Genomic DNA, 26,004 nt, shown 5'->3' with positions numbered 1-26,004 from the left:
CATGGTCATCATCATCGGATTGGGTAAAACCGGACTCTCCTGCGTCGACTACTTCCTCGGCCGTGGCGTCACGCCGCTGGTGATGGATACCCGTGCCAACCCGCCCGGCAAGGATCAGCTGCCGCCAGAAGTGGAGCTTATCCACGGGCTGGATGAAGAGCTGCTCAAGCAGGCACACATGATCGTAGCGAGCCCGGGCATTGCCCTGGCGACCCCCGAATTGAAAGCGGCTGCCGAGCGTGGTGTGCAGATAATCGGGGATATCGAGCTGTTTGTGCGCGAGACCCAGACGCCGGTCATCGCCATTACCGGCTCCAACGGCAAGAGCACAGTGACCACGCTGGTGGGCGAGATGATTGCCGAAGCCGGACTCAATGTCGGTGTGGGTGGCAACATAGGGACGCCGGCGCTCGATCTGCTCAAGCAGCCGATGGATCTCTGCGTGCTGGAGCTCTCCAGCTTCCAGCTCGAGACCACCTACAGCCTGCGCGCTGCCGCCTCCGTGGTATTGAACCTCTCCGAAGATCATATGGATCGCTATCAGGGCATGGCCGATTATCGCGCTGCCAAGATGGAGATCCATCAGAACTCCAAACACATTCTGGTCAATCGCGACGATGCCCAGACCCTGCCCGATGTGGGTCAGGTGTGGCAGAGCTTTGGTCTCGACTGCAATGGTTACGGCCGTTGCCTGCTGGATGGTCGCTACTGGCTGACCCTGCATGGCGAGCCCATGATCGCGGTGGACGAGATGAAGATCGTCGGCGCCCACAATCAGGCCAACGCCCTTGCTGCCATGGCGCTGTGCGATTCGGTTGGCATTCCCCGCGCGGCGCAACTCACCGTGCTGCGCCGGTTTGAAGGTCTGCCGCACCGTGCCCGCTTCGTGCGCGAGGTAAACGGGGTGCGCTGGATCAACGACTCCAAGGCGACCAACGTGGGTGCGACTCTTGCTGCCGTGGCCGGTGTGCGCGAGTCGGTCAGGGGTCGTCTGTTGCTGCTGGCCGGTGGTCAGGGCAAGGGGCAGGATTTTGGCCCCATTCAAGCGCTGCTGGGCAACCAGATCGATCATATGTACTGCTTCGGCCAAGATGCTGAGGTGCTGCTGGCGCTGGGTGAGCAGACCGAACAGGTTGCCGACCTTGCTGCCGCGGTTGCCAAGGCGGCTGCCGATGCCAGGCCCGGTGACTGGGTGCTGCTGGCGCCAGCCTGCGCCAGCCTGGATCAGTTCAAGTCGTTCGAGGTGCGCGGCGATCGCTTCACCGAGATGGTGATGGCGCTATGAACGCCCTTCGCGCAGCAGCAGGTCTTTTCCAGCGCTGGTTGTTACCGGCGCGTCCGGCCGGTCTTTATGATCGGCAGCTGGTCGTGCTGGCGCTTGCGCTGATGGCGCTCGGGGTGGTGATCGTGGCATCAGCCTCGATCCCCGAGGGGATCTCTCTGGGTGACGATCCCTTCATGTTCGTGAAACGTCACGCCATGTTTCTGGTGATGGCGCTCGGCATCTCCTGGTTCGTACTGCAGGTGCCGATGGCACGTTGGCAGGAACACAATGGCCCCATGCTGCTGCTGGCCATTCTGATGCTGGTGCTGGTGCTGCTGGTGGGGCGCAACGTCAACGGTGCGGTGCGCTGGTTGCCGCTCGGCCCGTTCAACCTGCAGCCTGCCGAATTCGGCAAGCTGGCGCTCTTTGTCTATCTGGCCGGTTATCTGGTGCGGCGCCAGAACGAGGTGCGTGAAGCCTGGATTGGCTTCCTGAAACCACTGGCGGTATTCGGGGTGCTGGCCGTCCTGTTGCTGCTGCAGCCTGACTTGGGTTCCACCGTGGTGATGTTCGTTACCTCGTTCGGCATGCTGTTTCTCGCGGGGGCCCGACTCGGCCAGTTCCTGACCCTGATCGGTGCCGGGGTCGGTGCCGTGGTAATGCTGATCATCGTCGAGCCTTACCGGATGCGGCGGGTTACCTCCTTTATGGATCCCTGGGCTGATCCGTTTGGCAGCGGCTACCAGTTGACCCAGTCGCTGATGGCGTTTGGCCGCGGCAGCTGGTTCGGCGAAGGGCTGGGCAACTCGATCCAGAAGATGGAGTACCTGCCGGAAGCGCATACCGACTTCGTCTTTGCGATCCTCGGTGAAGAGCTCGGCTATGCCGGTGTGCTGGGTGCCCTGTTCCTGATCTTCGCACTAGCGGTCAAGGCGTTGAAGCTGGGCCACAAGGCTCTTGCTGCCGATCGCCTCTATGACGGTTATCTGGCCATCGGTATCGGGATCTGGTTCAGTTTCCAGACCTTCGTTAACGTTGGCGCGGCCAGCGGCATGATGCCGACCAAAGGGTTGACCTTGCCGCTCGTGAGTTACGGTGGCTCCAGTCTCATCATCATGACGGTGGCAGTGAGCATGTTGATTCGAATCGATTTTGAGTTGCGTCAGGCGACAGCCCAGGCGCGGGTGCGGGAGGTTTAGTGAGCAAGACGCTGTTGGTGATGGCAGGTGGTACCGGGGGACATGTCTTCCCGGGTCTGGCCGTAGCCGATCGATTGAAGGAGCAGGGCTGGACTGTCCACTGGCTGGGCACCGCCGACCGGATGGAAGCCGAGCTGGTGCCTGCCCATGGCTATCCCATCTCCTTTATCGATATTCAGGGGGTGCGTGGCAACGGCATCAAGCGGCTGCTGGCAGCGCCCTATCGCATCGTTAAATCCGTGCTGCAGGCGCGTCAGGTGCTCAAGACCATTCGCCCGGATGTAGTGCTCGGCATGGGCGGCTTTGCCTCCGGCCCGGGTGGCGTGGCGGCCTGGTTCTCCGGCATCCCGTTGCTGCTGCACGAACAGAATGCCGCTGCCGGTATGACCAACAAGCTGCTGGCGCGTATCGCCAAGCGGGTGTTAATGGCATTCCCGGGGGCGTTTGCGCCGAGCCGCCGCACTGCCGTGGTGGGTAACCCGGTTCGCCCCGAAGTGGTCGCACTGCCGGATCCGCAACTGCGAAGCAGCAGTGAGCCGTTGCATCTGCTGATTGTGGGTGGAAGTCTGGGGGCTCGCGTGCTCAACGAGCAGGTGCCCGCAGCGGTCGCTGCGGCTGGTGTGCCTATCGAGGTGCGTCACCAGTGTGGCAAGGGCAATGGCGACACTGTCAGCGCGGCCTATGCCCAGCAAGGTATCAATGCCGAGGTAAGCGAATTTATCAAGGATATGGCGGGAGCCTATGCCTGGGCCGACCTGGTGGTCTGCCGGGCAGGAGCCTTGACCGTCTCCGAAGTGGCTGCTGCCGGTGTGGCCGCCATCTTCGTGCCGCTGCCCCATGCAGTGGATGATCACCAGACCCGCAACGCCTTGACCCTGGTCGATGGCGGTGCGGCCGAGTTCCTGCCCCAGTCCGAGTTGACCACAGCCTCGCTGGCTGCGCGTCTCTCCTGGCTCGCCGGGCGCAGGGAGACGCTGTTTAACATGGCCAAGGCCGCCCGTCGCGTCGCTATTACCGATGCGGCAGAGCGGGTTGCTGACGAGTGCAAACGACTCGCCGCAGGGCAGACAAATAAAGAGTAAGGATGAGATTGCACTGGCCACGCCGTGCAGACTCACCCCTTTGTAGATTGATGCCGTGAGATGAGGCCGTTTGAGAGCAAACGGCTTGCGGCAGACTAAAGAGACGATTATGACCAAGGTTGAACTGGCAAAACTGCGTACTGTGATCCCCGAAATGCGCCGCGTGCGTCGCATCCATTTTATCGGCATCGGTGGTGCCGGTATGGGCGGGATCGCCGAAGTGCTTGCCAACGAAGGGTATCAGGTAACGGGTTCTGATCTGGCTCGCAATGCGGTGACCGAGCGGCTTGAAGCTCTGGGGGCCCATATCTTTACCGGCCACAGCGCCGAGCACGTCAACGGCGCTAGCGTGGTGGTGGTTTCTACTGCCATCAAGCAGGACAACCCGGAGCTGCTGGCTGCCCGCGAACTGCGGATCCCGGTAGTGCGCCGTGCCGAGATGCTGGCCGAGCTGATGCGTTTCCGGCACGGTATCGCCATCGCCGGTACTCACGGCAAGACTACCACCACCAGTCTGGTGGCGAGCATCTATGCCGAAGCCGACCGTGATCCGACCTTCGTTATCGGTGGCTTGCTCAACAGCGCTGGCACCAATGCCCGTCTGGGCAGCAGCCGTTATCTGATCGCCGAGGCGGACGAGAGCGATGCTTCCTTCCTGCATCTGCAGCCGATGGTCTCTATCGTGACCAACATCGAAGCGGATCACATGGACACCTACGGCGGTGATTTCTCCAAGCTGAAGGCCACCTTTATCGAGTTTCTGCACAACCTGCCTTTCTACGGTCTGGCGGTGGTCTGCATCGATGATCCGGTGATTCGTGGCATGTTGCCAGAGATTGCGCGCCCGACCCTGACTTACGGTCTCTCTGACGATGCGGATGTGCAGGTGCTGGATTTTGTCCAGACCACCAACCACAGCTGCTTCCGGGTGCGCCGCAAAGATGCGGGTGAGCTGCAGGTAACCCTGAACTTGCCGGGGATCCACAACGCCTTGAACGCTGCCGCGGCGATTGCTGTCGCGACGGAAGACGGAGTCAGCGACGATGCCATCATCCGTGCGTTGGCCAAGTTTGAAGGGGTAGGCCGCCGCTTCCAGCAGTATGGCGAGTTCGAAACCGGTCGCGGCAAGGCGATGCTGGTGGACGATTATGGCCACCATCCGAGCGAAGTGAAGGTGACCATCAATGCCGCTCGGGCCGGCTGGCCGGAGAAGCGTCTGGTCATGGTGTTCCAGCCGCATCGCTACACCCGCACTCGCGACCTTTACGAAGACTTCGCTGACGTGCTCTCCAAGGTAGATGTACTGGTAATGCTGGAGGTTTATGCTGCCGGCGAGGATCCGATCCCGGGAGCAGATGGCCGAGCTTTGTGCCGCTCCATCCGTTCGCGCGGTAATCTGGAACCCATCTTTGTGGCCACGCCAGAGGACGTGCCGGCCGTGCTGGCCGACCTGGTTGGCGAAGGGGATCTGGTGCTGACTCAGGGTGCGGGGAACGTCGGAGCGCTGGCCCGCCGTCTCGGCGAGATGAAATTGAGCATAGATAGCATGAAATCTGGTGCCTGAGGGCCCAATGAGTATTTTGACCGCCAAGCCGGGGCCTATATAATGGCGAACCGGTCTGTCAAAAGGCCGGTTTAGCGCGTTACACGGGGATCGAGCGGGTGGAGGCAAGGGCACAGGGGCGCACCAAGGGCGGCTTCATCGCAGGCGTGATGTTTTTCCTGCTGGTGATATGGGGCTGCTACCGGACTGCGCTGGATGTTAAAGGTTGGCTGACGGATGCCAACCGGTTGCCCATGAGCGAGCTGTTGCTGCAGGGGCAACACCAGTATCTGGAAACCGAAGAGCTGCGGCTGGCCGTGCTGGATGGCGCAGAGTCACGCAACTTCTTCGAGTTGGATGTTAACGAATTGCAGGCACGGCTTAATGCCTTGCCATGGGTAGCCTCGGTATCGGTACGCAAGAAGTGGCCGAACAAGATCAAGGTCTACCTGACAGAACAGGACGTGGCGGCGCGCTGGAACGGCAACCGCTTCGTCAACACCAAAGGCAAGGTGTTCAGTGCACCGGATCGGGTCAAGACACCGCTGTTGCAGTTGTCGGGGCCGGATGACCAGGCCGCCATGGTGTTGAAAGAGAGTCGGCAGTATGAAGCGCAACTGGCTGCCAAGGGATACAAGTTGCTGGGGGTGAATTTGACCCCCCGCCATGCCTGGGAACTGACCCTGGATGGCAATATCAAGCTGTTTCTGGGGCGCAACGACATAGCACTCCGGTTGCAGCGGTTTATCGATGCCTTCCCGGCTATCGAACCCCGTGCGCAGGTTGCGTACGTGGATCTTCGATACGATACCGGAGTGGCAGTTGGCTGGAAGAAGAGCGAAGAGAAAGTGCATGACCAACACCGCAGATAGGAATTTGATTGTCGGACTGGATATCGGCACAACCAAAGTGGCGGTTCTGGTCGGTGAAGTATTGCCGGACGGTGAACTGAACGTCATCGGTATGGGCAGTCACGCTTCCCGCGGGATGGAGAAGGGCGGGGTCAACGACCTCGACTCCGTGGTCAAGTCACTGCGCCGTGCGGTGGAAGAGGCCGAGATGATGGCGGATTGCCAGATCAGCTCGGTTTACCTCGGCTTGTCCGGCAAGCATATCGACTGCCGCAACGAGACCGGCATGGTACCCATCTCTGATGAAGAGGTGACTCAGGAAGACGTGGACAACGTGATCCACACCGCGAAGTCGGTTCGCCTCTCGGATGAACTGCGGGTGCTGCACGTGCTGCCGCAGGAGTTTGCCATCGACTATCAGGAAGGGATCAAGAATCCGGTTGGTCTTTCTGGTGTACGGATGGCGGCCAAGGTGCATCTCATCACCTGCCATAACGACATGGCTCGCAACATCGAGAAGTGTGTCGAGAAAGTGGGTCTGCGAGTCGATCAGCTGATCTTCTCCGCGCTGGCCTCCAGCTATGCCGTGCTGACCGAAGACGAGAAAGAGCTGGGTGTCTGCGTGGTAGACATCGGTGGTGGCACCATGGATATGTCGCTGTTTACCGGCGGCGCCCTGCGCCACACCAAGGTGATCCCGTACGCTGGCAGCACTGTAACCAGCGACATCGCCTACGCCTTCGGCACGCCGCCGCTCGACGCAGAAGCGATCAAGGTGCGCTACGGCTGCGCCCTCGGTCGTCTGGTCAGCAAGGAAGACAATATTGAAGTGCCCAGTGTCGGCGGTCGCCCGGCGCGCAGCCTGCAGCGGCAGACACTGGCTGAAGTAATCGAGCCCCGCTACACCGAGTTGCTCTCCATGGTGAATGATGAGCTGGTGCGGGTACAAAGCGAATTGAAAGCGCAGGGGGTCAAGCATCAGCTGGCAGCCGGTGTGGTCTTGACCGGCGGCGCTGCCCAGATCGAAGGCATTGTGGAGTGTGCAGAGCAGATCTTCCAGAGCCAGGTTCGGGTAGGGGAGCCCATGAATATTCGTGGCTTGAGTGATTATGTGCAGGCGCCGGTGTACTCGACTGCGGTCGGGTTGCTGCAGTACGGCCGTACACATCAGGCAACAGGTAGCAACAAAGAATATGCCGCCAAGGCAAGCGTCGGTGGTCTGGTCAAACGGGTCAGCAACTGGCTGCGTGGCGAGTTTTAAGAATTTTGCTGAGTCAGGCAAATAAAGCGGAGAGACAACATGTTTGAATTTATGGATAGCCACACTGACGAAGCCGTCATTAAAGTGATCGGTGTAGGTGGCGGCGGCGGCAACGCTGTCGAACACATGGTTCGTCAAAATATCGAAGGTGTCGAGTTCATTACCGTCAACACCGACGCTCAGGCACTGCGCAACTCCAGTGCCAACACCACTCTGCAGATCGGTGGTGGCATCACCAAAGGTCTGGGTGCTGGCGCCAACCCGGAAGTGGGTCGTGATGCGGCCATGGAAGATCGCGAAGCGCTGCGTGAGCTGCTGACCGGCTCCGACATGGTGTTCATCGCTGCCGGTATGGGCGGTGGTACTGGTACCGGTGCTGCGCCGATCGTGGCCGAAGTGGCCCGCGAGATGGGCATCCTGACCGTTGCTGTGGTCACCAAGCCGTTCTCCTTCGAAGGGAAGAAGCGGATGGGCTTCGCTGCGCACGGTATCGAAGAGCTCTCCAAGAACGTCGACTCCCTGATCACCATCCCCAACGACAAGTTGTTGAAGGTGCTGGGTCGTGGCATCTCCCTGCTGGACGCCTTCAAGGCGGCCAACGATGTGCTGCTTGGCGCGGTACAGGGCATTGCCGAGCTGATCACCCGTCCGGGCCTGATCAACGTCGACTTCGCTGACGTGCGTACCGTTATGCGCGAAATGGGTACCGCCATGATGGGTACCGGTTCCGCTTCCGGTGATGACCGTGCCGAAGAAGCTGCCGAGAAGGCTATCTCCAGCCCGCTGCTGGAAGACGTAGATCTGGCCGGTGCCCGCGGCATCCTGGTTAACATCACTGCCGGCATGGACATGACCATCGAAGAGTTCGAAACCGTGGGTAATGCGGTCAAGGCCTTTGCTTCCGAGAACGCCACTGTAGTAGTGGGTACCGTAATCGATCCGGAAATGCACGACGAACTGCGCGTGACAGTGGTTGCTACCGGTATCGGTGCCGAGCGCAAGCCGGACATCACTCTGGTCAAGAGCAGCCAGGTGCAAGAGCGCCCGGTACGTCAGCCGCTGGTCAGCGACATGATGCAGGGCCGCGTGATGGACGAAGCCCCGGCCAAGGTGGTTAACGCCGAGCCGCAAGCCCGTCGTGAACCGGATTATCTGGATATTCCGGCGTTCCTGCGCAAGCAGGCAGACTAAGTCTCTTATGAGGCGTGTTTGTCTGTTGCTTAAGGAATGTGCTAAGATGGCCTGCCAACGACCATCTGGTCCGGATTTTAAGCTGTTTAGGGTACACCCATGATTAGACAAAGAACCTTGAAAACGAGTGTTCAGGCGACTGGCGTCGGCCTGCATTCGGGCCGGAAAGTCACCATGACATTCCGTCCGGCTCCTGTGAATACAGGGATCGTTTACTTGCGTACCGACCTGAATCCTGTGGTGGAGCTGCCAGCCAATGCCGATCAGGTGCGTGATACCGTGCTCTGTACCGCTCTGGTCAACGAAGCCGGCGTGCGTGTCTCTACCATTGAGCACCTCTCCGCCGCGTTGGCCGGGATGGGGATCGACAACCTCTACGTCGAGGTTGACGCGCCCGAGATCCCGGTAATGGACGGCAGTGCGCATCCCTTTATCTACCTGCTGCAGGAAGTCGGGATCCGTGAGCAAAATGCTGCCAAGCAGTTTGTGCGGATCAAGAAGAGCATCCGGGTTGAAGATGGCGACAAGTGGGCAGAATTCCACCCCTATCGCAACGGCTTCAAAATGGATCTCGAGATCGATTTCCAGCATCCGGTCTTTGAAGGGCGCAACCAGCGTTGTGTGCTGGATTTCTCCGGTGCCTCCTTCGTGAAAGAGATCAGCCGCGCCCGTACTTTCGGGTTCATGCGTGATATCGAGTACCTGCGTTCCCAGAATCTGGCGCTGGGCGGAAGCCTGGAAAACGCCGTGGTACTGGATGACTACCGGGTACTGAACGAAGATGGTCTGCGTTACGAGGACGAGTTCGTCAAGCACAAGATGCTGGACGCAATCGGTGACCTCTATATGTGCAACCGCAGCATTATCGGTGAGTTCCGCGCTTACAAGACAGGGCATGCCCTGAACAACAAACTGCTGCGTGCCTTGCTGGCCGAGCAGGAGGCTTGGGAACTGGTGACCTTCGAGGGTGAGGGCGACAAAGCGCCTATCGCTTACTACGATAACGGTCTGGTTCTGGCCTGATAGCTGTGCAACGGAACGTCGGTCCCCTCTCCGCACCGACGTTCCGTCATTTGTTTACTCCATCCTTTAATACCGACTATCTCCCGGTTTTATTTCCCGTGCAGGCCCATGGCCGCACCTGACCGAGCAGACTGATTTCTATGAGCATTACCCTGATCCTCCACGGCAAGCAGCGACGCAGGTTGCACTTACCAAAACAACGTCTGGCATGGGTCGGCGGTATTGTTTTCTCCCTGTTGGCCCTTGGTTGCGGCTGGCTCTGGCAGAGCTGGCAGCAGAAGATGGATGCGCTTGAAGTGGCGCTGGCCATGGCCGAACAGCGTTCCGTAGACCAGAGTGGCGATGAGGCCCGCGAGCAGCTGGCGATGCTGGCAGCCCAGGTGGGCACCATGCAGGGCCAGCTTGGCCGCCTGAATGCCCTTGGCGAACGGCTGACCGAGCAGGCCGATCTCGATCCCGAAGAGTTCAATTTCAAAGAGCTGCCTCCGATGGGCGGCCCATCTTACGATGAAGATCTGGAAGTGAGCCTGAATGAGCTGCAAGCCTCCATGAAACATCTCAGCCAACAGCTCAGCAGTCGTGAAGAGCAGCTGTCGGTACTTGAATCTTTCATCATGAATCACCATATCACCGATGCCGGTTTTATTTCCGGCACGCCGATCAAGCAGGAGCGAGTCTGGGTCTCGTCCGGCTTTGGCGGACGGGTCGATCCGTTCAACGGGCGTGCCAAGATGCACAAAGGGGTGGATTACCGTGGCAAACCCGGGACCCCCATTCTGGCCACAGGGCCTGGCATTGTCAGCTGGGCCGGCCGTCATCCGGAATTTGGCAACATGGTGGAGATTAATCACGGCAATGGTCTGGTCACCCGCTATGCCCACAACTCCAAGTTGCTGGTCGAGGTGGGCACCCTGGTTGATCAGGGGCAGAAGATTGCCTTGATGGGACGCACCGGTCGCGCGACCGGGGTCCATTTGCATTACGAAGTGTTGAAAGATGGTCGTCAGGTAAACCCCGCACGCTTTCTCAGTGCCAGCCGGGGTTAGGTTTTTTCTTCAGGTTCCAGTGACGGAACGCTTTATATAACCAGAAATAGTTGGTACCCATGATTAGCACACTGCTCACCAAGATTATCGGCAGCCGGAACGACAGAACGCTCAAGGCTTTGCGCAAAATTGTAAAACAGATCAATGCCATGGAGCCGCAGTTCGAGGCTCTCTCGGATGCCGAGCTGCAGGCCAAGACGGCCGAGTACCGTCAGCGTCTGGAGCAGGGCGAGACCCTGGAGCAGCTGCTGCCGGAAGCGTTCGCCACTGTGCGCGAAGCCTCCAAGCGGGTATTTGGCATGCGTCACTTCGACGTGCAGCTGATCGGCGGCATGGTGTTGAACTCCAACCGCATCGCGGAAATGAAGACCGGTGAGGGTAAGACCCTGACCGCGACCCTGCCGGCTTACCTGAATGCCTTGAGCGGCCGCGGCGTCCACGTCGTGACCGTGAACGACTATCTGGCCAAGCGTGACGCCGAGGCAAACCGCCCGCTGTTCTCTTTCCTCGGCATGACCGTTGCGTGCAACGTGCCGGGCATGGATGCATCCCAGAAGCGTGACGCCTATGCGGCCGATATCACCTACGGTACCAACAACGAATTCGGTTTCGACTACCTGCGCGACAACATGGCGTTCTCGCCCGAGCAGCGCGTCCAGCGTCCGCTCAACTACGCGCTGGTGGATGAGGTGGACTCGGTGCTCATCGACGAAGCCCGTACCCCGCTCATCATCTCCGGCCCGGCGGAAGACAGCTCCGAGCTCTATATTCGCGTCAACAAGCTGATCCCGCTGCTGGTCAAGCAGGACAAGGAAGATACCGAGGAGTACACCGGCGACGGTCACTACACGGTAGACGAGAAGAACCGTCAGGCGCTGCTGACCGAAAACGGCCAGATCTTCGTGGAAGAGCTGCTCAAGAAAGAGGGGCTGCTCGATGAGAACGACTCTCTGTTCTCCGCCACCAACATCAGCCTGCTGCACCATGTCAACGCCGGTCTGCGCGCCCATACCCTGTTTGAGCGCAACGTCGACTACATCGTGCAGAAGGACGAGATCGTCATCGTCGACGAGCATACCGGCCGTACCATGCCGGGCCGTCGCTGGTCTGATGGTCTGCATCAGGCGGTCGAGGCGAAGGAAGGGGTCAAGATCCAGAACGAGAACCAGACTCTGGCTTCCATCACCTTCCAGAACTACTTCCGTCTCTATAACAAGCTGGCGGGCATGACCGGTACTGCTGATACCGAAGCTTTTGAATTCCAGCAGATTTATGGCCTGGATACCGTGGTTATCCCGACCAACAAGCCGATGGTGCGCAAAGACATGGGCGATCTGGTCTACCTGACCGCCAACGAGAAGTATGCCGCCATCGTCAAGGACATTCGCGAGTGCGTGGAGCGTGGCCAGCCAGTACTAGTAGGTACCGTTTCCATCGAAAACTCCGAGCTGCTCTCCGGCATTCTCAACAAGGAGAAGATCCCGCACCAAGTGCTGAACGCCAAGTTCCACGCCATGGAAGCGGAGATCGTCGCCCAGGCTGGCCAGACTGGCGCGGTCACCATCGCCACCAACATGGCGGGTCGCGGTACCGACATAGTGCTGGGCGGTAACTGGCAGGCGGAGATCGCCAAGCTGGAGAATCCGACCGAGGCACAGGTTGCCGAGCTGAAAGCGGCATGGCAGGTGCGTCACGATGCGGTGCTGGCTGCCGGCGGTCTGCATATCATAGGTACCGAGCGTCACGAGTCCCGTCGTATCGACAACCAGCTGCGCGGTCGTTCCGGTCGTCAGGGTGACCCGGGCTCCTCCCGTTTCTATCTCTCCATGGAAGATACCCTGATGCGGATCTTCGCCTCCGATCGCGTGACCGGCATGATGAAGAAGCTGGGCATGGAAGAGGGTGAGGCCATCGAGCACCCGTGGGTGACCAAGGCGATCGAAAACGCCCAGCGCAAGGTGGAAGGTCGCAACTTCGACATCCGCAAGAGCCTGCTGGAGTTTGATGATGTTGCCAACGACCAGCGCAAGGTGGTTTACGAGCAGCGCAACGAGCTGCTGGACACCAACGACATCTCCGAGACCATTCACGTTATCCGCGATGACGTTTATGGCGCCATCATCGATGAGTACATTCCGCCCCAGTCTCTGGAGGAGATGTGGGATGTGCCGGGTCTGGAAGCTCGCCTGAAGTCCGACTTCGCCCTCGACCTGCCGCTGCAGCAGTGGCTGGCGGAAGATGACAAGCTGTACGAAGAGAAGCTGCGCGAGCGCATTCTGGACGAAGCCACCAAGCTCTATGCCCACAAGGAGGAGCTGGTCGGCAAAGAGGTGCTGCGCAACTTCGAGAAAGCGGTAATGCTGCAGACTCTGGATGGCCTCTGGAAAGAGCATCTGGCAGCCATGGATCACCTGCGTCAGGGCATCCATCTGCGCGGCTACGCCCAGAAGAACCCCAAGCAGGAGTACAAGCGCGAGTCCTTCGATTTGTTCACCCAGATGCTGGAAACCCTCAAGCGCGACGTGGTCAGCATCCTGAGCCGGGTTCAGGTGCAGGAGCGCGATGTAGAGGCGATGGAAGAGCAGCAGCGCCAGCAGGCCGAGTCTGCCCCCCGTACCTACACCCACGCGGCTGCCGAGAACCAGCTGGCGGACGAAGAGGAAAGTGCTGCCGAGGGTCACACCACCTTCGTGCGTGACGAGCAGAAGATCGGCCGCAACGATCCCTGCCCGTGCGGCTCCGGCAAGAAGTACAAGCATTGCCACGGTCAGTTGACCTGATCGACCCGATGCCATAAAAGGCGGGCCCAGTGCCCGCCTTGTTATTGGTGGCAACAAGCGAACAGAGGTTATTGATGGAACAGAAAAAACGGATCTGGGTGGCCGTTGGCGTCATCGAGAACGAACGGGGTGATATCTTCATTGCCAAGCGCTCTTCCAACCGTCATCAGGGCGATCGCTGGGAGTTTCCCGGCGGCAAGGTGGAGTCCGGTGAGGATCTGCTGACAGCGCTGGATCGGGAGCTGTGGGAAGAGATCGGGATCCGGGTGCAGGATTGTGCCCCCTTCATGGAGCTGCATCACGACTACCCGGAGAAGCAGGTACTGCTCGATATCTGGAAAGTGACCCGTTTCAGCGGTGAACCCTTTGGCAAAGAGGGTCAGGAGTGTTTGTGGGTGCCGGTCGCCGAACTGCACAACTACCACTTCCCCGATGCCAACGGTCCGATTGTGGCGCGCCTGCAGGCGGCTCAAGCATAACCTGCCGTTATCCAGCTATGAAAAAAGGGCCGTATGGCCCTTTTTACTTTGCAGAATCGAACGACCTCTGGCTTATAGCCACTGGTCACCCTCTTCCGGCTCTGGCAGCAGGTCAGGGTTGAGTTCCCCGGGGATCCGCTTCTCCTCATCTGCCCACTCGCCGAGATCGATCAGCTGGCAGCGCTTGCTGCAGAAGGGGCGAAACGGGCTCTGCGGGCCCCATTCCACTTCGCTCTGGCAGGTCGGGCACTTTACCTTGGTGACCATAAGCACTCCTTAGCAGCAGGCGAGCTGAAACGGCACATCGCCAATTTGCTGCTCGCCGGTTGGCAGGAAGCGCAGTGCAAAGCGGTTCTTGTGGCCGCTCAGGGTGGGGTAGCAGCAGAGGTTGCCCGGCAGCTTGATGCGGATAAGCTCGGCGCTCTCGGCGGTGTCCTGAAAGAAACCATTGGTTGCTACCTGCTCGCTGAAACTGCCTGATTCGCGCCACAGGCGCAGCAACAGGGTGATGGCATTCATCAGCAGGGTGATGTCGCTAAGCCACAGCTGCATTTGCTGATGGCGGGTAATGGCTGGCGTACCGAGCCAGTGGTGCAACTGCGGTACGTCGAAGGCACACAGGCCACCCGGGATGGAGAAGCGCTGACGGATTGAGCCGAGCAGGCGATCCTCTTTCAGGCGCGCGCCGGGACGCGGGGAGTTGAGCAGGCTGCGGGAGAGCTGACTGCTCTCGTGCTGCATCTGCTTGATCTGCTCCAGATCGACGTCGGGCAGGCTGGCCCAGTGGCTCAGGCGCTGGCCGAGACGCTCGAGATCCTTGATCAGGTCGGCACGCAGGTCACCACGCTCCAGCAACTCCTGCAGATCGAACAACCCTTTGAAGAAGGCGATATGAGCCCAGGGCTGGTCGTTCTCCAGATTGTCGCGGATCTGGGAAAACAGGGATTCCAGACGAAGATAGGTCCGGCTTTTTTCATTGAGGGGGAAATCGTAAATCATGCCTAATCCTAGCCAGCCATAAATCCGGCCTAGTGTACTCACTGTTAACCAGCTTGTTGAGAGGCAAATGCCAGATATGTTTCGTGCAGCGTTAAAATCCGCGCTTTTATCGCCATTTCGCTGCCATTGGCGTTCTCGATGACATCATCTGCCGCTGCCAGGCGCTCCGACCGGCTCGCCTGTGCCGCGATAATGGCCTTGGCCTGTTCGGCGGTAACGCCATCCCGGCGGCAGGTGCGCTCGATTTGGGTCGCCTCGTCCACATCGACTACCAGTACCCTATTGGCCAGACCGGTGAGCTTGTTTTCCACCAGTAGCGGCACGACCAGCAGACAGTAGGGGGAGCGGGCTGCGGCACACTGGCGCTGCATCTCGCTGCGAATGAGTGGGTGGAGCAGGGCATTGAGCCATGCTTTGGCTGATGGGTTACTGAAGACCTGTTCGCGCAGGCGACGGCGATCCAGCTGACCGTCGGGGGTAATGACATCAGGGCCAAAGTGGTCGGCGATGGCAGCGAGAGCCGGGGTGCCGGGCTCAACGACCTCGCGGGCAATCACATCGGCATCCACGACGTCGATACCCAGCTTGGCAAACTGGTTGGCAATTGTCGTCTTGCCGCTGCCGATGCCGCCGGTTATTGCAACTACATACATGAGTCAGAGCGCCTGTTTCAGAGGATGGTGGTGAGATACCAGCGGGTGATGGTATCGCCCCATAGCAGCGCAATCCAGCCCGCGATGGCGAGGTAGGGACCAAAGGGGATGGGGTTACCCTGATGGTGTTTGCGCAGGGCAATGAGCGAGATGCCGATGATGGCACCAACCAAAGATGAGAGCAGCAGGATGATCGGCAGTGCCTGCCAGCCGAGCCAGGCCCCCAGTGCCGCCAGCAACTTGAAGTCGCCATAGCCCATCCCTTCCTTGCCGGTCAGCAGTTTGAAAGCCCAGTAGAGGCTCCAGAGCACCAGATAGCCTGCCATGGCGCCGATCACAGCATCAGCAAGCGGTGCAAAACCACCGATCAGGTTGAACAGCAAACCGCCCCACAGCAACGGCAGGGTCAGCTGGTCTGGCAGCAACATCTTGTCGAGATCGATAAAGGTGAGGGCCACCAATACCCAAGTCAGCAGCAGGGCTGCAAGGGTGCCCCAACCCGGTGAGATCACCATGGCTACGGCCACCGAGAGCAGTGCTGTCAGCAGTTCAACCAGCGGATAGCGGGCCGAAATAGGGGCTTGGCACTCACCACAGCGCCCCTTGAGCCAGAGCCAGCTCAACAGCGGGATATTTTCCAGTACTGTGATGGCATGGCCGCAATGGGGGCATGCCGAGCGCGGCACCATCAGGTTGTAGCGCGGTTCGGTTGATTGCTCTTCATCGGGGGTGAAGTAGCCTCGATATTCAGCCTGCCATTCTCGTTCCAACATGATAGGCAACCGATGGATCACCACGTTGAGAAAGCTGCCGATCATCAGGGAGAAGATAAAAACCAGCGAGAAGTAGAGCCAGGGCAATCCGTGAGCCAGCTCGAGAAGAAGTGTCATAACCAACCGTCAGTCATCAAATGAGGGGGAGGGCATGGTTGTGGTGCCATGCCCTGATAAATCAGCCTACCACGTCGCCAAGCTTGAAGATGGGCAGGTACATAGCGATAACCATACCGCCGACCAGCACCCCGAGCACCACCATGATGAGGGGTTCCAGCAGGCTGGTGAGGCCATCGACCAGATCATCCACCTCCTGTTCGAAGATGGTGGCGACCTTGGAGAGCATATCATCGATGGCGCCGGACTCCTCGCCGATCATCACCATCTGGATCACCATGTCGGGGAAAAGATCGACGGTCCTCATCGCCACGTTGATCTGCATGCCGGCTACCACCTCGTTGCGAATGGCCATCACGGCGGTGCGATAGACATAGTTACCCGAGGCTCCAGCAGCTGAAATAAGCGCATCTACCAGAGGGATACCGGCCGAGAAGGTGGTCGAAAGGGTGCGGGCAAAACGGGCCATGGCGGCTTTGTGCAGGATCATCCCGACTACCGGAATAGTGAGCACAAACTTGTCGGTATTGTCTTTTACCTTCTGGGAGGCTCGCCAGGCACGGACATAGAGAAAGATGGCCAGCGCGATTCCGCCGAAGAAAACGTACCACCAGTTCTGCATAAAGCGGGAGATGCCGATAACAAACTGCGTAAATGCAGGCAGCTCGGCACCGAAGCTTTTGAAGATATCTTCGAATTGCGGGATGACGAACAGCAACAGGATGGAGGTAACGACAATCGCAACCAGGATAACCATGGTTGGGTAGAACATCGCCTTCTTGATCTTCGACTTGAGAGCTTCCGATTTTTCCCGATAGGTGGCGATGCGGTCATAGATGGTTTCCAGTGCGCCGGACTGCTCGCCAGCTTCCACCAGATCGCAATAGAGGTCATCGAAATAGAGAGGATGACGGCGCAGCGCTTCCGACATGGGGGTGCCGGTTTCTACATCAGCGGCTATTTCTCCCATCAGTTCGCGCATGGATGCTTTTTCGTGGCTGCGGGCGATGATTTGCAGGCTTTGTACCAGAGGAACGCCGGCGGAGAGCATGGTAGTGATCTGGCGCGATACGATGGCAATATCCATCGGTTTGATCTTGGCGCCGCCCTTGGAGAAGAGCCCCTGACTCTTCTTGGCAACCTTGGTGACATTGACGCCCTGCTTGCGCAGCTCGGCCTTCACTGTGGCTATGTTCTCTGCTTGAAGCTCGCCAGAGACTTTTTGTCCTTTGCGGTTTACCCCTTGCCAGCGAAAGGCGAAGACTTTTTTCGGGGCATTGGTTTTCTTGGTCAGCGTTGCCATCGATGCATCCTGCAAATGGACTGAAGGGAAGAGGATAACCCCTGAACCGTCGGATTTGATGCCTTGCCTCAGCGGCTGACAGCTACCCGGTCAATATCTTTTACCCGTGTTTATGCACTCTGATGCCTGCTATCGGGATGAGCAATCAATTTGTCGTCACCCGGTTGACCTCTGCCAGACTGGTGACGCCAAGGCGAGCCTTTTCCAATCCTGACATACGCAAGGTTCGCATCCCCTCTTTATGGGCTATAGCCGCTATTTGTAGCGAGTTGGCCCCCTGCATGATCAGCTTTGCGATGTTTTCCGACATCAGCATGATCTCGTAGATACCGACCCGCCCCTTGTACCCACCAGAGCACTCCTTGCAGCCGACCGGTTTGAACAGTCGCAGCCCCGCCGCCAGTTGCTGCTGAGTGAAGCCCAGCTCCAGTAATTCTGCTTCCGGCACTATTTCGGGAGCCTTGCAGTGGTCACACAGTTTGCGTGCCAGCCGCTGGGCCATGATCAGGGTCACCGAGGAGGCGATATTAAAGGCTGGCACCCCCATGTTCATCATCCGGGTGAGGGTTTCGGCGGCGGAGTTGGTGTGCAAGGTGGAGAGCACCAGGTGACCGGTCTGGGCGGCCTTGATGGCGATTTCGGCGGTTTCGAGATCGCGGATCTCCCCCACCATCACCACATCCGGGTCTTGCCGCAAGAAGGATCGCAGTGCGCTGGCAAAGGTCAGCCCAGCCTTGGGGTTGACCTGCACCTGATTGACGCCGGGCAAGTTGATCTCCACAGGATCTTCGGCGGTGGAGATGTTCACCTCGGTAGTGTTGAGAATATTGAGGCCGGTATAGAGCGAGACTGTTTTGCCCGAGCCGGTCGGGCCGGTGACCAAGATCATGCCTTGAGGTTTCGAAAGTGCACGAAGATATTGCGCTTTTTGCCGGTCATCAAAGCCGAGCTGCTCGATATTGAGGCGGGCAGCTGATGAGTCGAGCAGACGGATAACAATTTTCTCTCCCCACATGGTGGGCAGGGTATTGACCCGCATATCCATCGACTTGTTGCGCGACAGCTTCAGCTTGATACGGCCATCCTGCGGCAGCCGCCGTTCGGCGATATCGAGGCGCGCCATTACTTTTAGGCGTGCAGAGAAACGGTTGGCCAGATTGACTGGCGGGGTGGCCACTTCATGCAGTATGCCATCGATGCGAAAGCGAATGCGATATTTCTGCTCGTAGGGTTCAAAGTGCAGGTCAGAGGCGCCGCGCTTGATGGCATCCATCATGATTTTGTTGATGTATTTGACGATGGGAGCATCATCATCAGCGGTGTTGACGCTCTCATCGAGCCTGCTGCTCTCATCGGATACTTCGAGGTCGGAAATTTCAGATTCATCGATATCCTCCATTCCGAGAGCATCGTTCTCACTTTCCAGCAATTTTCCTATTGCCGCAGTGAGTTTGTTCTCCTCGACCAGCAGCGCTTCGGTATGCAGGCCAAAGCTGAAGCCGAAGTCTTCCAGTGCCGACACATTGGTCGGGTCAGACATGGCGATATAGAGGGTATGCCCCTGAGTGTAGATAGGCAGTACATGGTGTTTTTCAATCAGCTTTTGATTGAGGTACTTCTGCGGGATCTCGGCCAAATCGAAGGCGGCAAGATCCAGCAGAGGTACCCCATACTCCAGTTCGCAAAAATCGGCGAGAGCCTTGCTCTCAAGGATCTCGTTCTCGATCAGGAAGGTTACAAACGGTTTACGCTGGGCCTTGGCCTGGCTCAGATAGCGCTGGGAGTCCTCCTCACTTATCAGTGAAGAGGCGGCCAGGCTTAACGCCAGGCCGCTATTGGGGCTAGAAGTCATAGATTACTGACAAACAGCACCGGATACTGCGGACCATTTTATTTGTCCATTAGTAATTGTGCCGTTTAGCACGCAACTTTCTCCACTAAGGTCCCCGGTACCTGTAGCCGTAATGGTGGCTGCAGCGGAAGTAAAGGTTGTGGCTGAAACACTCGCAACGTACTGAGTGGCTGTAAAAGTGGGGGGCGTACAGGTGGTAAAGTTTTGTGCTGCAGCACAAACTTCTAATGTAGTTTTTAATGAGGACATAGAGGAGCTTAGCTCTGTTCCTTTAGCCTTCTTGACGTAGTTTTGATATGCCGGCAGTGCGATGGCGGCGAGAATTGCAACGATCGCGACTACGATCATCAGTTCGATAAGGGTAAAGCCTGATTGTTTCTTCATTTCAAATATCCTTTTGTCCTTGGTTCCTGGGAAGTGCCGATGGAAAATCATCCACACGTCAGTATCTTATCCGAGCTATCAAGGGTGGCAACAGAGATCGCTGCCTTTGTTAACCACTTTTCTATCATCTGCTAAAAACATGATGAAAATCATATAGCAAGCAGCTTCTATCGACTCTTTTTGCTGGTTGTAAAGGGCCCGCCATCACACTCCTTATGCTGAGGGTTCCTGCCATAAAGAAAAGGCGCCTGAGGCGCCTTTTGCAAGTCCATGATCTGTTATCTATCTTCCCGTTTTACGAGGGAGTTACATGCATCTTCCTATCAGATAAAGCGCATCGAGAGATCGAGCGCCCGCACATGCTTGGTCAGGGCTCCCACAGAGATAAAATCGACGCCGGTGGCGGCAAATTCGGCCAGGGTATCGAGGGTGACATTACCGGATACTTCCAGCTTGGCCCGTCCCTGATTGATGCCGACTGCCTCACGCATCATGGCAACATCGAAGTTGTCCAGCATCACGATATCTGCGTTTGCTGCCAGCGCCTGCTCCAGCTCGGCCAGCGATTCGACCTCTACCTCTACCGGTTTGCCCGGATTGAGATGACGAGCCTCATTAATCGCTTCGGCAATGCCGCCGCAGGCAAGGATATGATTCTCTTTGATGAGATAGGCGTCGTAGAGGCCGATGCGGTGGTTCTTGCCGCCGCCACAGGTGACGGCGTACTTCTGGGCCGTGCGCAGGCCCGGGATAGTCTTGCGGGTGTCGAGCAGCCGGCAGTCGGTCTCCTCCAGTTCAGCCACATAGCGAGCGGTGAGAGTGGCAACGCCGGAGAGGGTCTGGACGAAGTTGAGCGCATTGCGCTCGCCGGTCAGCAGCAAGCGGGCTGGGCCGTGGAGGCGGAACAGCTCCTGATTGGGGGAGAGCACCTCGCCATCCTGCACCTTCCACTCCACCTTTACCTCGCCGCCGAGTTGTACGAACACCTCGTCAACCCATGGCTGGCCGCAGAATACACCAGCCTCACGGGTGATTACCCGGGCACTGGCCATCCGGTCGGCCGGGATCAGCTGGGCCGTGATATCGGCGCTGGCGTCCGGTTGGTCCAATGCGGTGAGGGCATCGCCCAGATCTTCGAGTAGTGCGGCGCGAACGGCGCGGCTGACATCCTGTTGAAACATGCCTTATTCCTGCAAGGGTCTGAGCAGCAGTTGCCGCTCTTTTTGAACCAGCTCCAGCCGGCCCAGGGCGTTCATGCCAACCAGCACCTCGTCGCCCTCAGCCGCCGGATTGATAAAGATGGCCAAATCGTACAAGGTCAATGGTCCCATCGCCAGCGTTTCGATGGTACCGTTGCCGACCCGGATCTGACCCGCAGCCGTGTTGACCTGGCTGCTGCCGCGGGCTGTCAGACCCAGCCGCTTGGCAACCTGCTGTGGGATGGTGACACGAGTGGCGCCGGTATCGAGCAGCAGTTGCACCGGGTGGCCGTTGATGGCACCCTCCAGACGATAGTGGCCGCTCTGGTCGGCTTGCAGCAACAGTTCGCCGCTGGCGGTGACGCTGGGTTGGCTGCGGGAGTGAAAATAGAGGGTCAGCAGACCCATCAGAGAGAGCCAGGCCAGTAACCACATCCAGCGTGCCGTGTGCTGCATATCCCATCCATTGCGAGCGGAAGATGACTCAGCCTAACACACAATTTTCCACTGATTCAGCGGCTTGGTGACGAGATGCCTGCCCGGATCGCGCTTTTCTGTTCAACTCGTATCGAGTAGCCGATGACTCATTCTGACCCTATTTTTTCCATCGATGATGCCGGCTGGTGCCAGCAGGCTCGCCGGGCTCCTTCTCCCCACCACAATGAGCGGGCAGCGCCGGAAGATATCTCCCTGCTGGTGGTGCATGGCATCAGCCTGCCGCCGGGGGAGTTTGGCGGCCCCTTTATCGACGATCTCTTTATGGGACGCCTTGATCCCGAGGCTCACCCCTATTTTGCCGGTATCCATCAGCTGCGGGTCTCGGCCCACTGCCTGATCCGCCGCGATGGCGAGCTGGTGCAGTATGTGCCGTTTGGCGCGCGCGCCTGGCACGCCGGGGTATCGAGTTGGCAGGGGAGGGAGGCGTGCAATGATTTCTCCATCGGCATCGAGCTGGAGGGGACGGACGAAACCCCCTATACAGATGCGCAATATTTCGCACTGGCGGGGCTCACCCGAGCCATCTCCGCCCGTTACCCGGCGGTCACCATGGAAAAAATTGTCGGCCATTGCGATATCGCACCTGGGCGTAAAACGGATCCGGGTGCGAGTTTTCAGTGGTCACGCTTCCGCGAGATGCTCAATAGTTAAAGTAAATATTCAAATTTAGTTTGGGTTTTAAAATCAATGGCTTGCCTCTATGGCAGGCCATTTTTGTTTGTGGTTGCACAAATGTTATTTGTGAGCTTGCTCAAGAATATTGGTAAGACCAATTTCTATGAGCCAAATCATGTTTACCCCGCTTTACCTCTTATTGGGTGGTGGTGATTCTTGATTCAGATCATCTTTTGAGTGGACTTTTGACAAGGCCTCTGCTAATTTTCGCCCCATTCATGAAATTGGTAATACCAATTTAACAAAGTAGCCTCATGCCCTATCGCAAGATTACGCAACCCAAGTTGGCCGACTCCATTGTCGCCGAGCTGGAACAGATGATTCTGGAAGGAAGTTTGCAGCCGGGGCAGAAATTGCCTCCCGAACGCGAACTCGCCATCCAGTTTCAGGTATCGCGCCCATCCCTGCGCGAAGCCATCCAGCGACTTGAAGCTCGCGGGTTGCTCTATCGCCGTCAGGGCGGTGGCACTTATGTGCAGAATGCCCTGAGCAAGGGGATCGCCGATCCTCTGTTCGAACTGCTCAGCACTCACCCGGAAGCCCAGTATGACCTGCTGGAGTTTCGTCACGCACTGGAAGGCATCTGCGCCTACTATGCTGCGTTGCGGGGTACCGGTGCTGATTTCGAACGCATTCGTCAGGTGCAGACCACCATCGAAGAGGCGGGCCAGTTAGGTTCGCTGGTGGCTGAATCGGCAGCCGTTACCCAGTTCTATCTGGCGGTGGCCGAGGCGTCCCACAACGTGGTGCTGCTGCATTTGCTGCGGGCCATGAGCCCGATGCTTGAGCAGAACATTCTGAGAAATAACGAGATTTTGAATCGCCGCCCGGGAGTGGTAGCCAAGATCCGACGCCATCGTGCGAATCTGATCGAAGCCATCCTGTCGGGGGCTCCGGAGCGGGCCAGAACAGCTTGTCATGAGCATCTGGCCTTTATCGAGGACACCTTGTTGGATATGCAGAGGGAAGACAGCCGGATCCAGCGATCCATGCGTCGGATCCGTCAGCAGGAAAACTAATCCCACAAGGCTTTATTGTCGAATGCTTGCGCCCTTCGCCGTGCAATGCCGTGCAATCACAACAAAATAGGAACCAGCCATGTCTGATATCCTGAAGAACGATGTGGACCCGATAGAAACGCTGGAGTGGCTTGCCTCTCTGGAATCCCTGCTGCGTGAAGAGGGTCCCCAACGCGCTCAGTTCATCCTTGAACAGTTGGCCGAGAAAGCCCGCGCAAGCGGTGTGGACGTGGCTGCCAAGGCAAACCGCGATTACATCAACACCATCCCGTCCAGCGAAGAGCCGGACTACCCGGGCGACCTGGAGATGGAGCGCCGCATTCGCGCCATCATCCGCTGGAACGCCATGATGATCGTGCTGCGCGCCTCCAAGAAAGACCTGGACCTGGGCGGTCACATGTCTTCCTTCGCTTCTTCTGCGACCATCTATGATGTCTGCTTCAACCACTTCTTCCGTGCTCGCAACGAGAAGGATGGTGGTGACCTGGTTTACTTCCAGGGTCACATCTCCCCGGGTATCTATGCCCGTGCCTTCGCCGAAGGTCGTCTGACCGAAGAGCAGCTGGACAACTTCCGTCAGGAAGTGGATGGCAAGGGTATCCCTTCCTACCCGCACCCGAAACTGATGCCGGACTTCTGGCAGTTCCCGACCGTATCCATGGGTCTGGGCCCCATCGCCGCCATCTATCAGGCTCGCTTCCTGAAGTATCTGACCGACCGTGGCATCAAGGATTGCTCCGAGCAGACCGTTTACGCCTTCCTGGGGGACGGCGAGATGGACGAGCCGGAAGCCAAAGGTGCTCTGACTGTTGCCGTGCGTGAAAAGCTCGACAACCTGGTGTTCGTGGTCAACTGCAACCTGCAGCGTCTGGATGGCCCGGTTGTTGGTAACGGCAAGGTTATCAACGAGCTGGAAGGCCTGTTCGCCGGCGCTGGCTGGGACGTGACCAAGGTTATCTGGGGTCGCAAGTGGGATGAGCTGCTGCGCAAGGATACCTCTGGCAAGCTGATCCAGCTGATGAACGAGACTGTGGACGGTGACTACCAGACCATGAAGTCCCGCGACGGTGCCTACATCCGCGAGAACTTCTTCAACCGTTACCCGGAAACTGCCGCGCTGGTCAAAGACATGACCGACGAGGAGATCTTCGCCCTGAACCGCGGTGGTCACGATCCTCGCAAACTGTTCGCTGCATTCAACAAGGCGACCCAGACCAAGGGCAAGCCGACTGTTATCCTGGCCAAGACCATCAAGGGTTACGGCATGGGCGAAGCGGCCGAAGGCAAGAACATCGCTCACCAGGTCAAGAAGATGGAGCTGGACTCCGTGCGTCACCTGCGTGACCGCTTCAACCTGCCGGTGGCCGACGAGCAGCTGGCCGACCTGCCTTACCTGAAGATCGAAGCGGGCAGCGAAGAGCACAAATACCTGCACGCTCGTCGTGCGGCCCTGAAAGGCTACCTGCCGACCCGTCTGCGCGAGAGCACCGACAAGCTGGAAATCCCGGCGCTGGATGCCTTCGCTCCGCTGCTGGGTGAACAGGCGCGCGAAATCTCCACCACCATGGCGTTCGTGCGTTCCCTGAACGTGATGCTGAAAGACAAGTCCATCGGCAAGCGCATCGTTCCGATCCTGGCTGACGAAGCCCGTACCTTCGGTATGGAAGGTCTGTTCCGCCAGATCGGTATCTACAGCCCGCACGGTCAGCAGTACACCCCGCAAGACCGCGACATCGTCTCCTACTACAAGGAAGACAAGCAGGGTCAGGTTCTGCAAGACGGTATCAACGAGCTGGGCGCCATGTCCTCCTGGCTGGCTGCTGCGACCTCTTACAGCACCAACGACTGCCCGATGATCCCGTTCTACATCTACTACTCCATGTTCGGCTTCCAGCGGATCGGCGACATGGCGTGGGCAGCCGGTGACCAGCAAGCCCGTGGTTTCCTGCTGGGTGCAACTTCCGGTCGTACTACCCTGAACGGCGAAGGTCTGCAGCACGAAGATGGTCACAGTCACATCCTGGCCGGCACCATCCCGAACTGCATCTCCTACGACCCGTCCTACGCCTATGAAGTGGCGGTGATCGTACAGGACGGCCTGCGCCGCATGTACGGTGAGAACCCGGAGAACGTGTTCTACTACATCACCACCCTGAACGAGAACTACGCCATGCCGGCCATGCCGGAAGGCGCCGAGGAAGGCATCCGCAAGGGTATCTACAAGCTGGAATCCGTCGCCGGTGCCAAGGCGAAAGTGCAGCTGCTGGGTTGTGGTTCCATCCTGGGTCACGTGCGCACTGCTGCCCAGATCCTGGCAAGCGAATATGGCGTGGGCTCCGACGTGTTCAGCGTTACCTCCTTCAACGAGCTGGCTCGTGACGGTCAGGACGCGGATCGCTGGAACATGCTGCACCCGACCGCCGACGCTCGTGTACCGTACATCGCTCAGGTGCTGGGTTCCGAAGCCACCATCGCTGCGACCGACTACATGAAGTCCTTCGCCGATCAGGTTCGCGCCTTCGTTCCGACCGAGAACTACCGCGTGCTGGGTACCGACGGTTACGGCCGTTCCGACAGCCGCGCCAACCTGCGTCGTCACTTCGAAGTGAACGAGTTCTACGTGGTGGTTGCTGCCCTGACCGAGCTGGCCAAGCGCGGCGAGATCGACAAGCAGGTTGTGGCCGATGCTATCGCCAAGTACGGCATCGATGCCGACAAGATCAACCCGCTGTACGCGTAAGTGGATCAAGGGTCGCGCCAACATGCGGCGCGACCTTGTCAGGGTTTAAAACGGTTAACGCGAGATGTGCGTG

23 protein-coding genes are annotated in these 26,004 nt (G+C 58.5%); 14 read left to right on the top strand and 9 right to left on the bottom strand.

Going from position 1 to position 26,004, the window contains the following annotated elements; all coding sequences use genetic code 11:
• Position 1 precedes the first annotated feature (1 nt).
• From murD to mutT, 11 genes are all read left to right on the top strand, one after another.
• Positions 2 to 1,285 carry a UDP-N-acetylmuramoyl-L-alanine--D-glutamate ligase gene (murD, locus tag AAHA39_RS12650; protein ID WP_320655530.1) on the top strand — a complete coding sequence of 428 codons (1,284 nt, stop codon included), beginning with the start codon at positions 2 to 4 and terminating at the stop codon, positions 1,283 to 1,285.
• Positions 1,282 to 2,463: a cell division protein FtsW gene (gene ftsW / locus AAHA39_RS12645; RefSeq protein WP_041210684.1), complete on the top strand. Its 1,182-nt coding sequence runs from the start codon at positions 1,282 to 1,284 to the stop codon at positions 2,461 to 2,463. Before murD ends, ftsW begins: the two co-directional genes overlap by 4 nt.
• On the top strand, positions 2,463 to 3,545 hold the full coding sequence (murG, locus tag AAHA39_RS12640) for an undecaprenyldiphospho-muramoylpentapeptide beta-N-acetylglucosaminyltransferase (RefSeq protein WP_185227863.1): 1,083 nt from the start codon (positions 2,463 to 2,465) through the stop codon (positions 3,543 to 3,545). Before ftsW ends, murG begins: the two co-directional genes overlap by 1 nt.
• 109 nt (positions 3,546 to 3,654) lie before the next feature.
• Positions 3,655 to 5,109: a UDP-N-acetylmuramate--L-alanine ligase gene (gene murC, locus AAHA39_RS12635; protein ID WP_041210682.1), complete on the top strand. Its 1,455-nt coding sequence runs from the start codon at positions 3,655 to 3,657 to the stop codon at positions 5,107 to 5,109.
• A gap of 98 nt (positions 5,110 to 5,207) precedes the next feature.
• On the top strand, positions 5,208 to 5,960 hold the full coding sequence (locus AAHA39_RS12630; RefSeq protein WP_033115385.1) for a cell division protein FtsQ/DivIB: 753 nt from the start codon (positions 5,208 to 5,210) through the stop codon (positions 5,958 to 5,960).
• Entirely contained in the window at positions 5,941 to 7,200 is a 1,260-nt protein-coding gene (ftsA, locus tag AAHA39_RS12625) for a cell division protein FtsA (RefSeq protein WP_005336148.1), read from the top strand. Before AAHA39_RS12630 ends, ftsA begins: the two co-directional genes overlap by 20 nt.
• 39 nt (positions 7,201 to 7,239) lie before the next feature.
• Positions 7,240 to 8,391: a cell division protein FtsZ gene (gene ftsZ / locus AAHA39_RS12620; protein ID WP_005336147.1), complete on the top strand. Its 1,152-nt coding sequence runs from the start codon at positions 7,240 to 7,242 to the stop codon at positions 8,389 to 8,391.
• A gap of 99 nt (positions 8,392 to 8,490) precedes the next feature.
• Entirely contained in the window at positions 8,491 to 9,414 is a 924-nt protein-coding gene (gene lpxC / locus AAHA39_RS12615; RefSeq protein WP_005336146.1) for a UDP-3-O-acyl-N-acetylglucosamine deacetylase, read from the top strand.
• A 140-nt stretch (positions 9,415 to 9,554) separates the two neighbouring features.
• Complete coding sequence (locus tag AAHA39_RS12610; RefSeq protein WP_320655521.1) at positions 9,555 to 10,460, top strand: peptidoglycan DD-metalloendopeptidase family protein; 906 nt, start codon at positions 9,555 to 9,557, stop codon at positions 10,458 to 10,460.
• Between the two features lie 59 nt (positions 10,461 to 10,519).
• Positions 10,520 to 13,240, top strand: a complete 2,721-nt coding sequence (gene secA, locus AAHA39_RS12605) for a preprotein translocase subunit SecA (RefSeq protein WP_071913397.1) — start codon at positions 10,520 to 10,522, stop codon at positions 13,238 to 13,240.
• 74 nt (positions 13,241 to 13,314) lie between these two features.
• Positions 13,315 to 13,719: an 8-oxo-dGTP diphosphatase MutT gene (gene mutT, locus AAHA39_RS12600; RefSeq protein ID WP_320655518.1), complete on the top strand. Its 405-nt coding sequence runs from the start codon at positions 13,315 to 13,317 to the stop codon at positions 13,717 to 13,719.
• Between the two features lie 72 nt (positions 13,720 to 13,791).
• Here mutT and yacG read toward each other — a convergent pair whose 3' ends face one another.
• The 9 genes from yacG to AAHA39_RS12555 form a co-directional block, all read right to left on the bottom strand.
• A complete protein-coding gene (yacG, locus tag AAHA39_RS12595; protein WP_320655517.1) occupies positions 13,792 to 13,986 on the bottom strand; it encodes a DNA gyrase inhibitor YacG in 195 nt (64 codons plus the stop codon).
• Positions 13,987 to 13,995: 9 nt separating this feature from the next.
• Positions 13,996 to 14,718, bottom strand: a complete 723-nt coding sequence (gene zapD / locus AAHA39_RS12590) for a cell division protein ZapD (protein WP_071913402.1) — start codon at positions 14,716 to 14,718, stop codon at positions 13,996 to 13,998.
• A 44-nt stretch (positions 14,719 to 14,762) separates the two neighbouring features.
• On the bottom strand, positions 14,763 to 15,371 hold the full coding sequence (gene coaE / locus AAHA39_RS12585) for a dephospho-CoA kinase (protein WP_320655513.1): 609 nt from the start codon (positions 15,369 to 15,371) through the stop codon (positions 14,763 to 14,765).
• Between the two features lie 17 nt (positions 15,372 to 15,388).
• Entirely contained in the window at positions 15,389 to 16,261 is an 873-nt protein-coding gene (locus AAHA39_RS12580) for a prepilin peptidase (protein ID WP_320655511.1), read from the bottom strand.
• 61 nt (positions 16,262 to 16,322) lie between these two features.
• Complete coding sequence (locus tag AAHA39_RS12575) at positions 16,323 to 17,564, bottom strand: type II secretion system F family protein (RefSeq protein ID WP_320655509.1); 1,242 nt, start codon at positions 17,562 to 17,564, stop codon at positions 16,323 to 16,325.
• A gap of 145 nt (positions 17,565 to 17,709) precedes the next feature.
• Positions 17,710 to 19,416, bottom strand: a complete 1,707-nt coding sequence (gene tapB / locus AAHA39_RS12570; RefSeq protein WP_320655507.1) for a PilB family type IVa pilus assembly ATPase TapB — start codon at positions 19,414 to 19,416, stop codon at positions 17,710 to 17,712.
• A gap of 3 nt (positions 19,417 to 19,419) precedes the next feature.
• Positions 19,420 to 19,800, bottom strand: a complete 381-nt coding sequence (locus AAHA39_RS12565) for a pilin (RefSeq protein WP_203131836.1) — start codon at positions 19,798 to 19,800, stop codon at positions 19,420 to 19,422.
• Between the two features lie 323 nt (positions 19,801 to 20,123).
• Positions 20,124 to 20,981 carry a carboxylating nicotinate-nucleotide diphosphorylase gene (gene nadC / locus AAHA39_RS12560; RefSeq protein ID WP_320655503.1) on the bottom strand — a complete coding sequence of 286 codons (858 nt, stop codon included), beginning with the start codon at positions 20,979 to 20,981 and terminating at the stop codon, positions 20,124 to 20,126.
• Between the two features lie 3 nt (positions 20,982 to 20,984).
• On the bottom strand, positions 20,985 to 21,455 hold the full coding sequence (locus AAHA39_RS12555) for a retropepsin-like aspartic protease family protein (RefSeq protein ID WP_033115375.1): 471 nt from the start codon (positions 21,453 to 21,455) through the stop codon (positions 20,985 to 20,987).
• A gap of 123 nt (positions 21,456 to 21,578) precedes the next feature.
• Between AAHA39_RS12555 and ampD the strand changes: the two genes are divergently transcribed.
• From ampD to aceE, 3 genes are all read left to right on the top strand, one after another.
• Positions 21,579 to 22,148, top strand: coding sequence for a 1,6-anhydro-N-acetylmuramyl-L-alanine amidase AmpD (gene ampD, locus AAHA39_RS12550; protein WP_320655500.1), 570 nt, complete (start codon positions 21,579 to 21,581; stop codon positions 22,146 to 22,148).
• Positions 22,149 to 22,426: 278 nt separating this feature from the next.
• Positions 22,427 to 23,191 carry a pyruvate dehydrogenase complex transcriptional repressor PdhR gene (gene pdhR / locus AAHA39_RS12545; RefSeq protein WP_033115373.1) on the top strand — a complete coding sequence of 255 codons (765 nt, stop codon included), beginning with the start codon at positions 22,427 to 22,429 and terminating at the stop codon, positions 23,189 to 23,191.
• Between the two features lie 79 nt (positions 23,192 to 23,270).
• Positions 23,271 to 25,931 (top strand): pyruvate dehydrogenase (acetyl-transferring), homodimeric type, encoded by a 2,661-nt coding sequence (gene aceE, locus AAHA39_RS12540; RefSeq protein WP_043851592.1) that lies wholly within the window; start codon positions 23,271 to 23,273, stop codon positions 25,929 to 25,931.
• Positions 25,932 to 26,004: the final 73 nt, after the last annotated feature.

It is taken from the genome of Aeromonas sp. SE22, assembly GCF_038739755.1.
GTDB lineage: Bacteria > Pseudomonadota > Gammaproteobacteria > Enterobacterales > Aeromonadaceae > Aeromonas > Aeromonas jandaei.
Note: the sequence above shows the minus strand (reverse complement) of the source record. Positions and strands in the feature narration are given on the sequence as shown.

Excerpts from the sequence above, each read along its gene's own strand:
- pdhR (WP_033115373.1), top strand. The coding sequence starts at position 22,427 with ATGCCCTATCGCAAGATTACGCAACCCAAGTTGGCCGACTCCATTGTC.
- murC (WP_041210682.1), top strand. The coding sequence starts at position 3,655 with ATGACCAAGGTTGAACTGGCAAAACTGCGTACTGTGATCCCCGAAATG.
- aceE (WP_043851592.1), top strand. The coding sequence starts at position 23,271 with ATGTCTGATATCCTGAAGAACGATGTGGACCCGATAGAAACGCTGGAG.
- AAHA39_RS12555 (WP_033115375.1), bottom strand. The coding sequence starts at position 21,455 with ATGCAGCACACGGCACGCTGGATGTGGTTACTGGCCTGGCTCTCTCTG.
- tapB (WP_320655507.1), bottom strand. The coding sequence starts at position 19,416 with ATGACTTCTAGCCCCAATAGCGGCCTGGCGTTAAGCCTGGCCGCCTCT.
- ftsA (WP_005336148.1), top strand. The coding sequence starts at position 5,941 with ATGACCAACACCGCAGATAGGAATTTGATTGTCGGACTGGATATCGGC.
- mutT (WP_320655518.1), top strand. The coding sequence starts at position 13,315 with ATGGAACAGAAAAAACGGATCTGGGTGGCCGTTGGCGTCATCGAGAAC.
- ampD (WP_320655500.1), top strand. The coding sequence starts at position 21,579 with ATGACTCATTCTGACCCTATTTTTTCCATCGATGATGCCGGCTGGTGC.
- ftsW (WP_041210684.1), top strand. The coding sequence starts at position 1,282 with ATGAACGCCCTTCGCGCAGCAGCAGGTCTTTTCCAGCGCTGGTTGTTA.
- secA (WP_071913397.1), top strand. The coding sequence starts at position 10,520 with ATGATTAGCACACTGCTCACCAAGATTATCGGCAGCCGGAACGACAGA.
- coaE (WP_320655513.1), bottom strand. The coding sequence starts at position 15,371 with ATGTATGTAGTTGCAATAACCGGCGGCATCGGCAGCGGCAAGACGACA.
- lpxC (WP_005336146.1), top strand. The coding sequence starts at position 8,491 with ATGATTAGACAAAGAACCTTGAAAACGAGTGTTCAGGCGACTGGCGTC.
- ftsZ (WP_005336147.1), top strand. The coding sequence starts at position 7,240 with ATGTTTGAATTTATGGATAGCCACACTGACGAAGCCGTCATTAAAGTG.
- AAHA39_RS12580 (WP_320655511.1), bottom strand. The coding sequence starts at position 16,261 with ATGACACTTCTTCTCGAGCTGGCTCACGGATTGCCCTGGCTCTACTTC.
- AAHA39_RS12575 (WP_320655509.1), bottom strand. The coding sequence starts at position 17,564 with ATGGCAACGCTGACCAAGAAAACCAATGCCCCGAAAAAAGTCTTCGCC.
- nadC (WP_320655503.1), bottom strand. The coding sequence starts at position 20,981 with ATGTTTCAACAGGATGTCAGCCGCGCCGTTCGCGCCGCACTACTCGAA.
- murD (WP_320655530.1), top strand. The coding sequence starts at position 2 with ATGGTCATCATCATCGGATTGGGTAAAACCGGACTCTCCTGCGTCGAC.
- yacG (WP_320655517.1), bottom strand. The coding sequence starts at position 13,986 with ATGGTCACCAAGGTAAAGTGCCCGACCTGCCAGAGCGAAGTGGAATGG.
- zapD (WP_071913402.1), bottom strand. The coding sequence starts at position 14,718 with ATGATTTACGATTTCCCCCTCAATGAAAAAAGCCGGACCTATCTTCGT.
- AAHA39_RS12610 (WP_320655521.1), top strand. The coding sequence starts at position 9,555 with ATGAGCATTACCCTGATCCTCCACGGCAAGCAGCGACGCAGGTTGCAC.
- AAHA39_RS12565 (WP_203131836.1), bottom strand. The coding sequence starts at position 19,800 with ATGAAGAAACAATCAGGCTTTACCCTTATCGAACTGATGATCGTAGTC.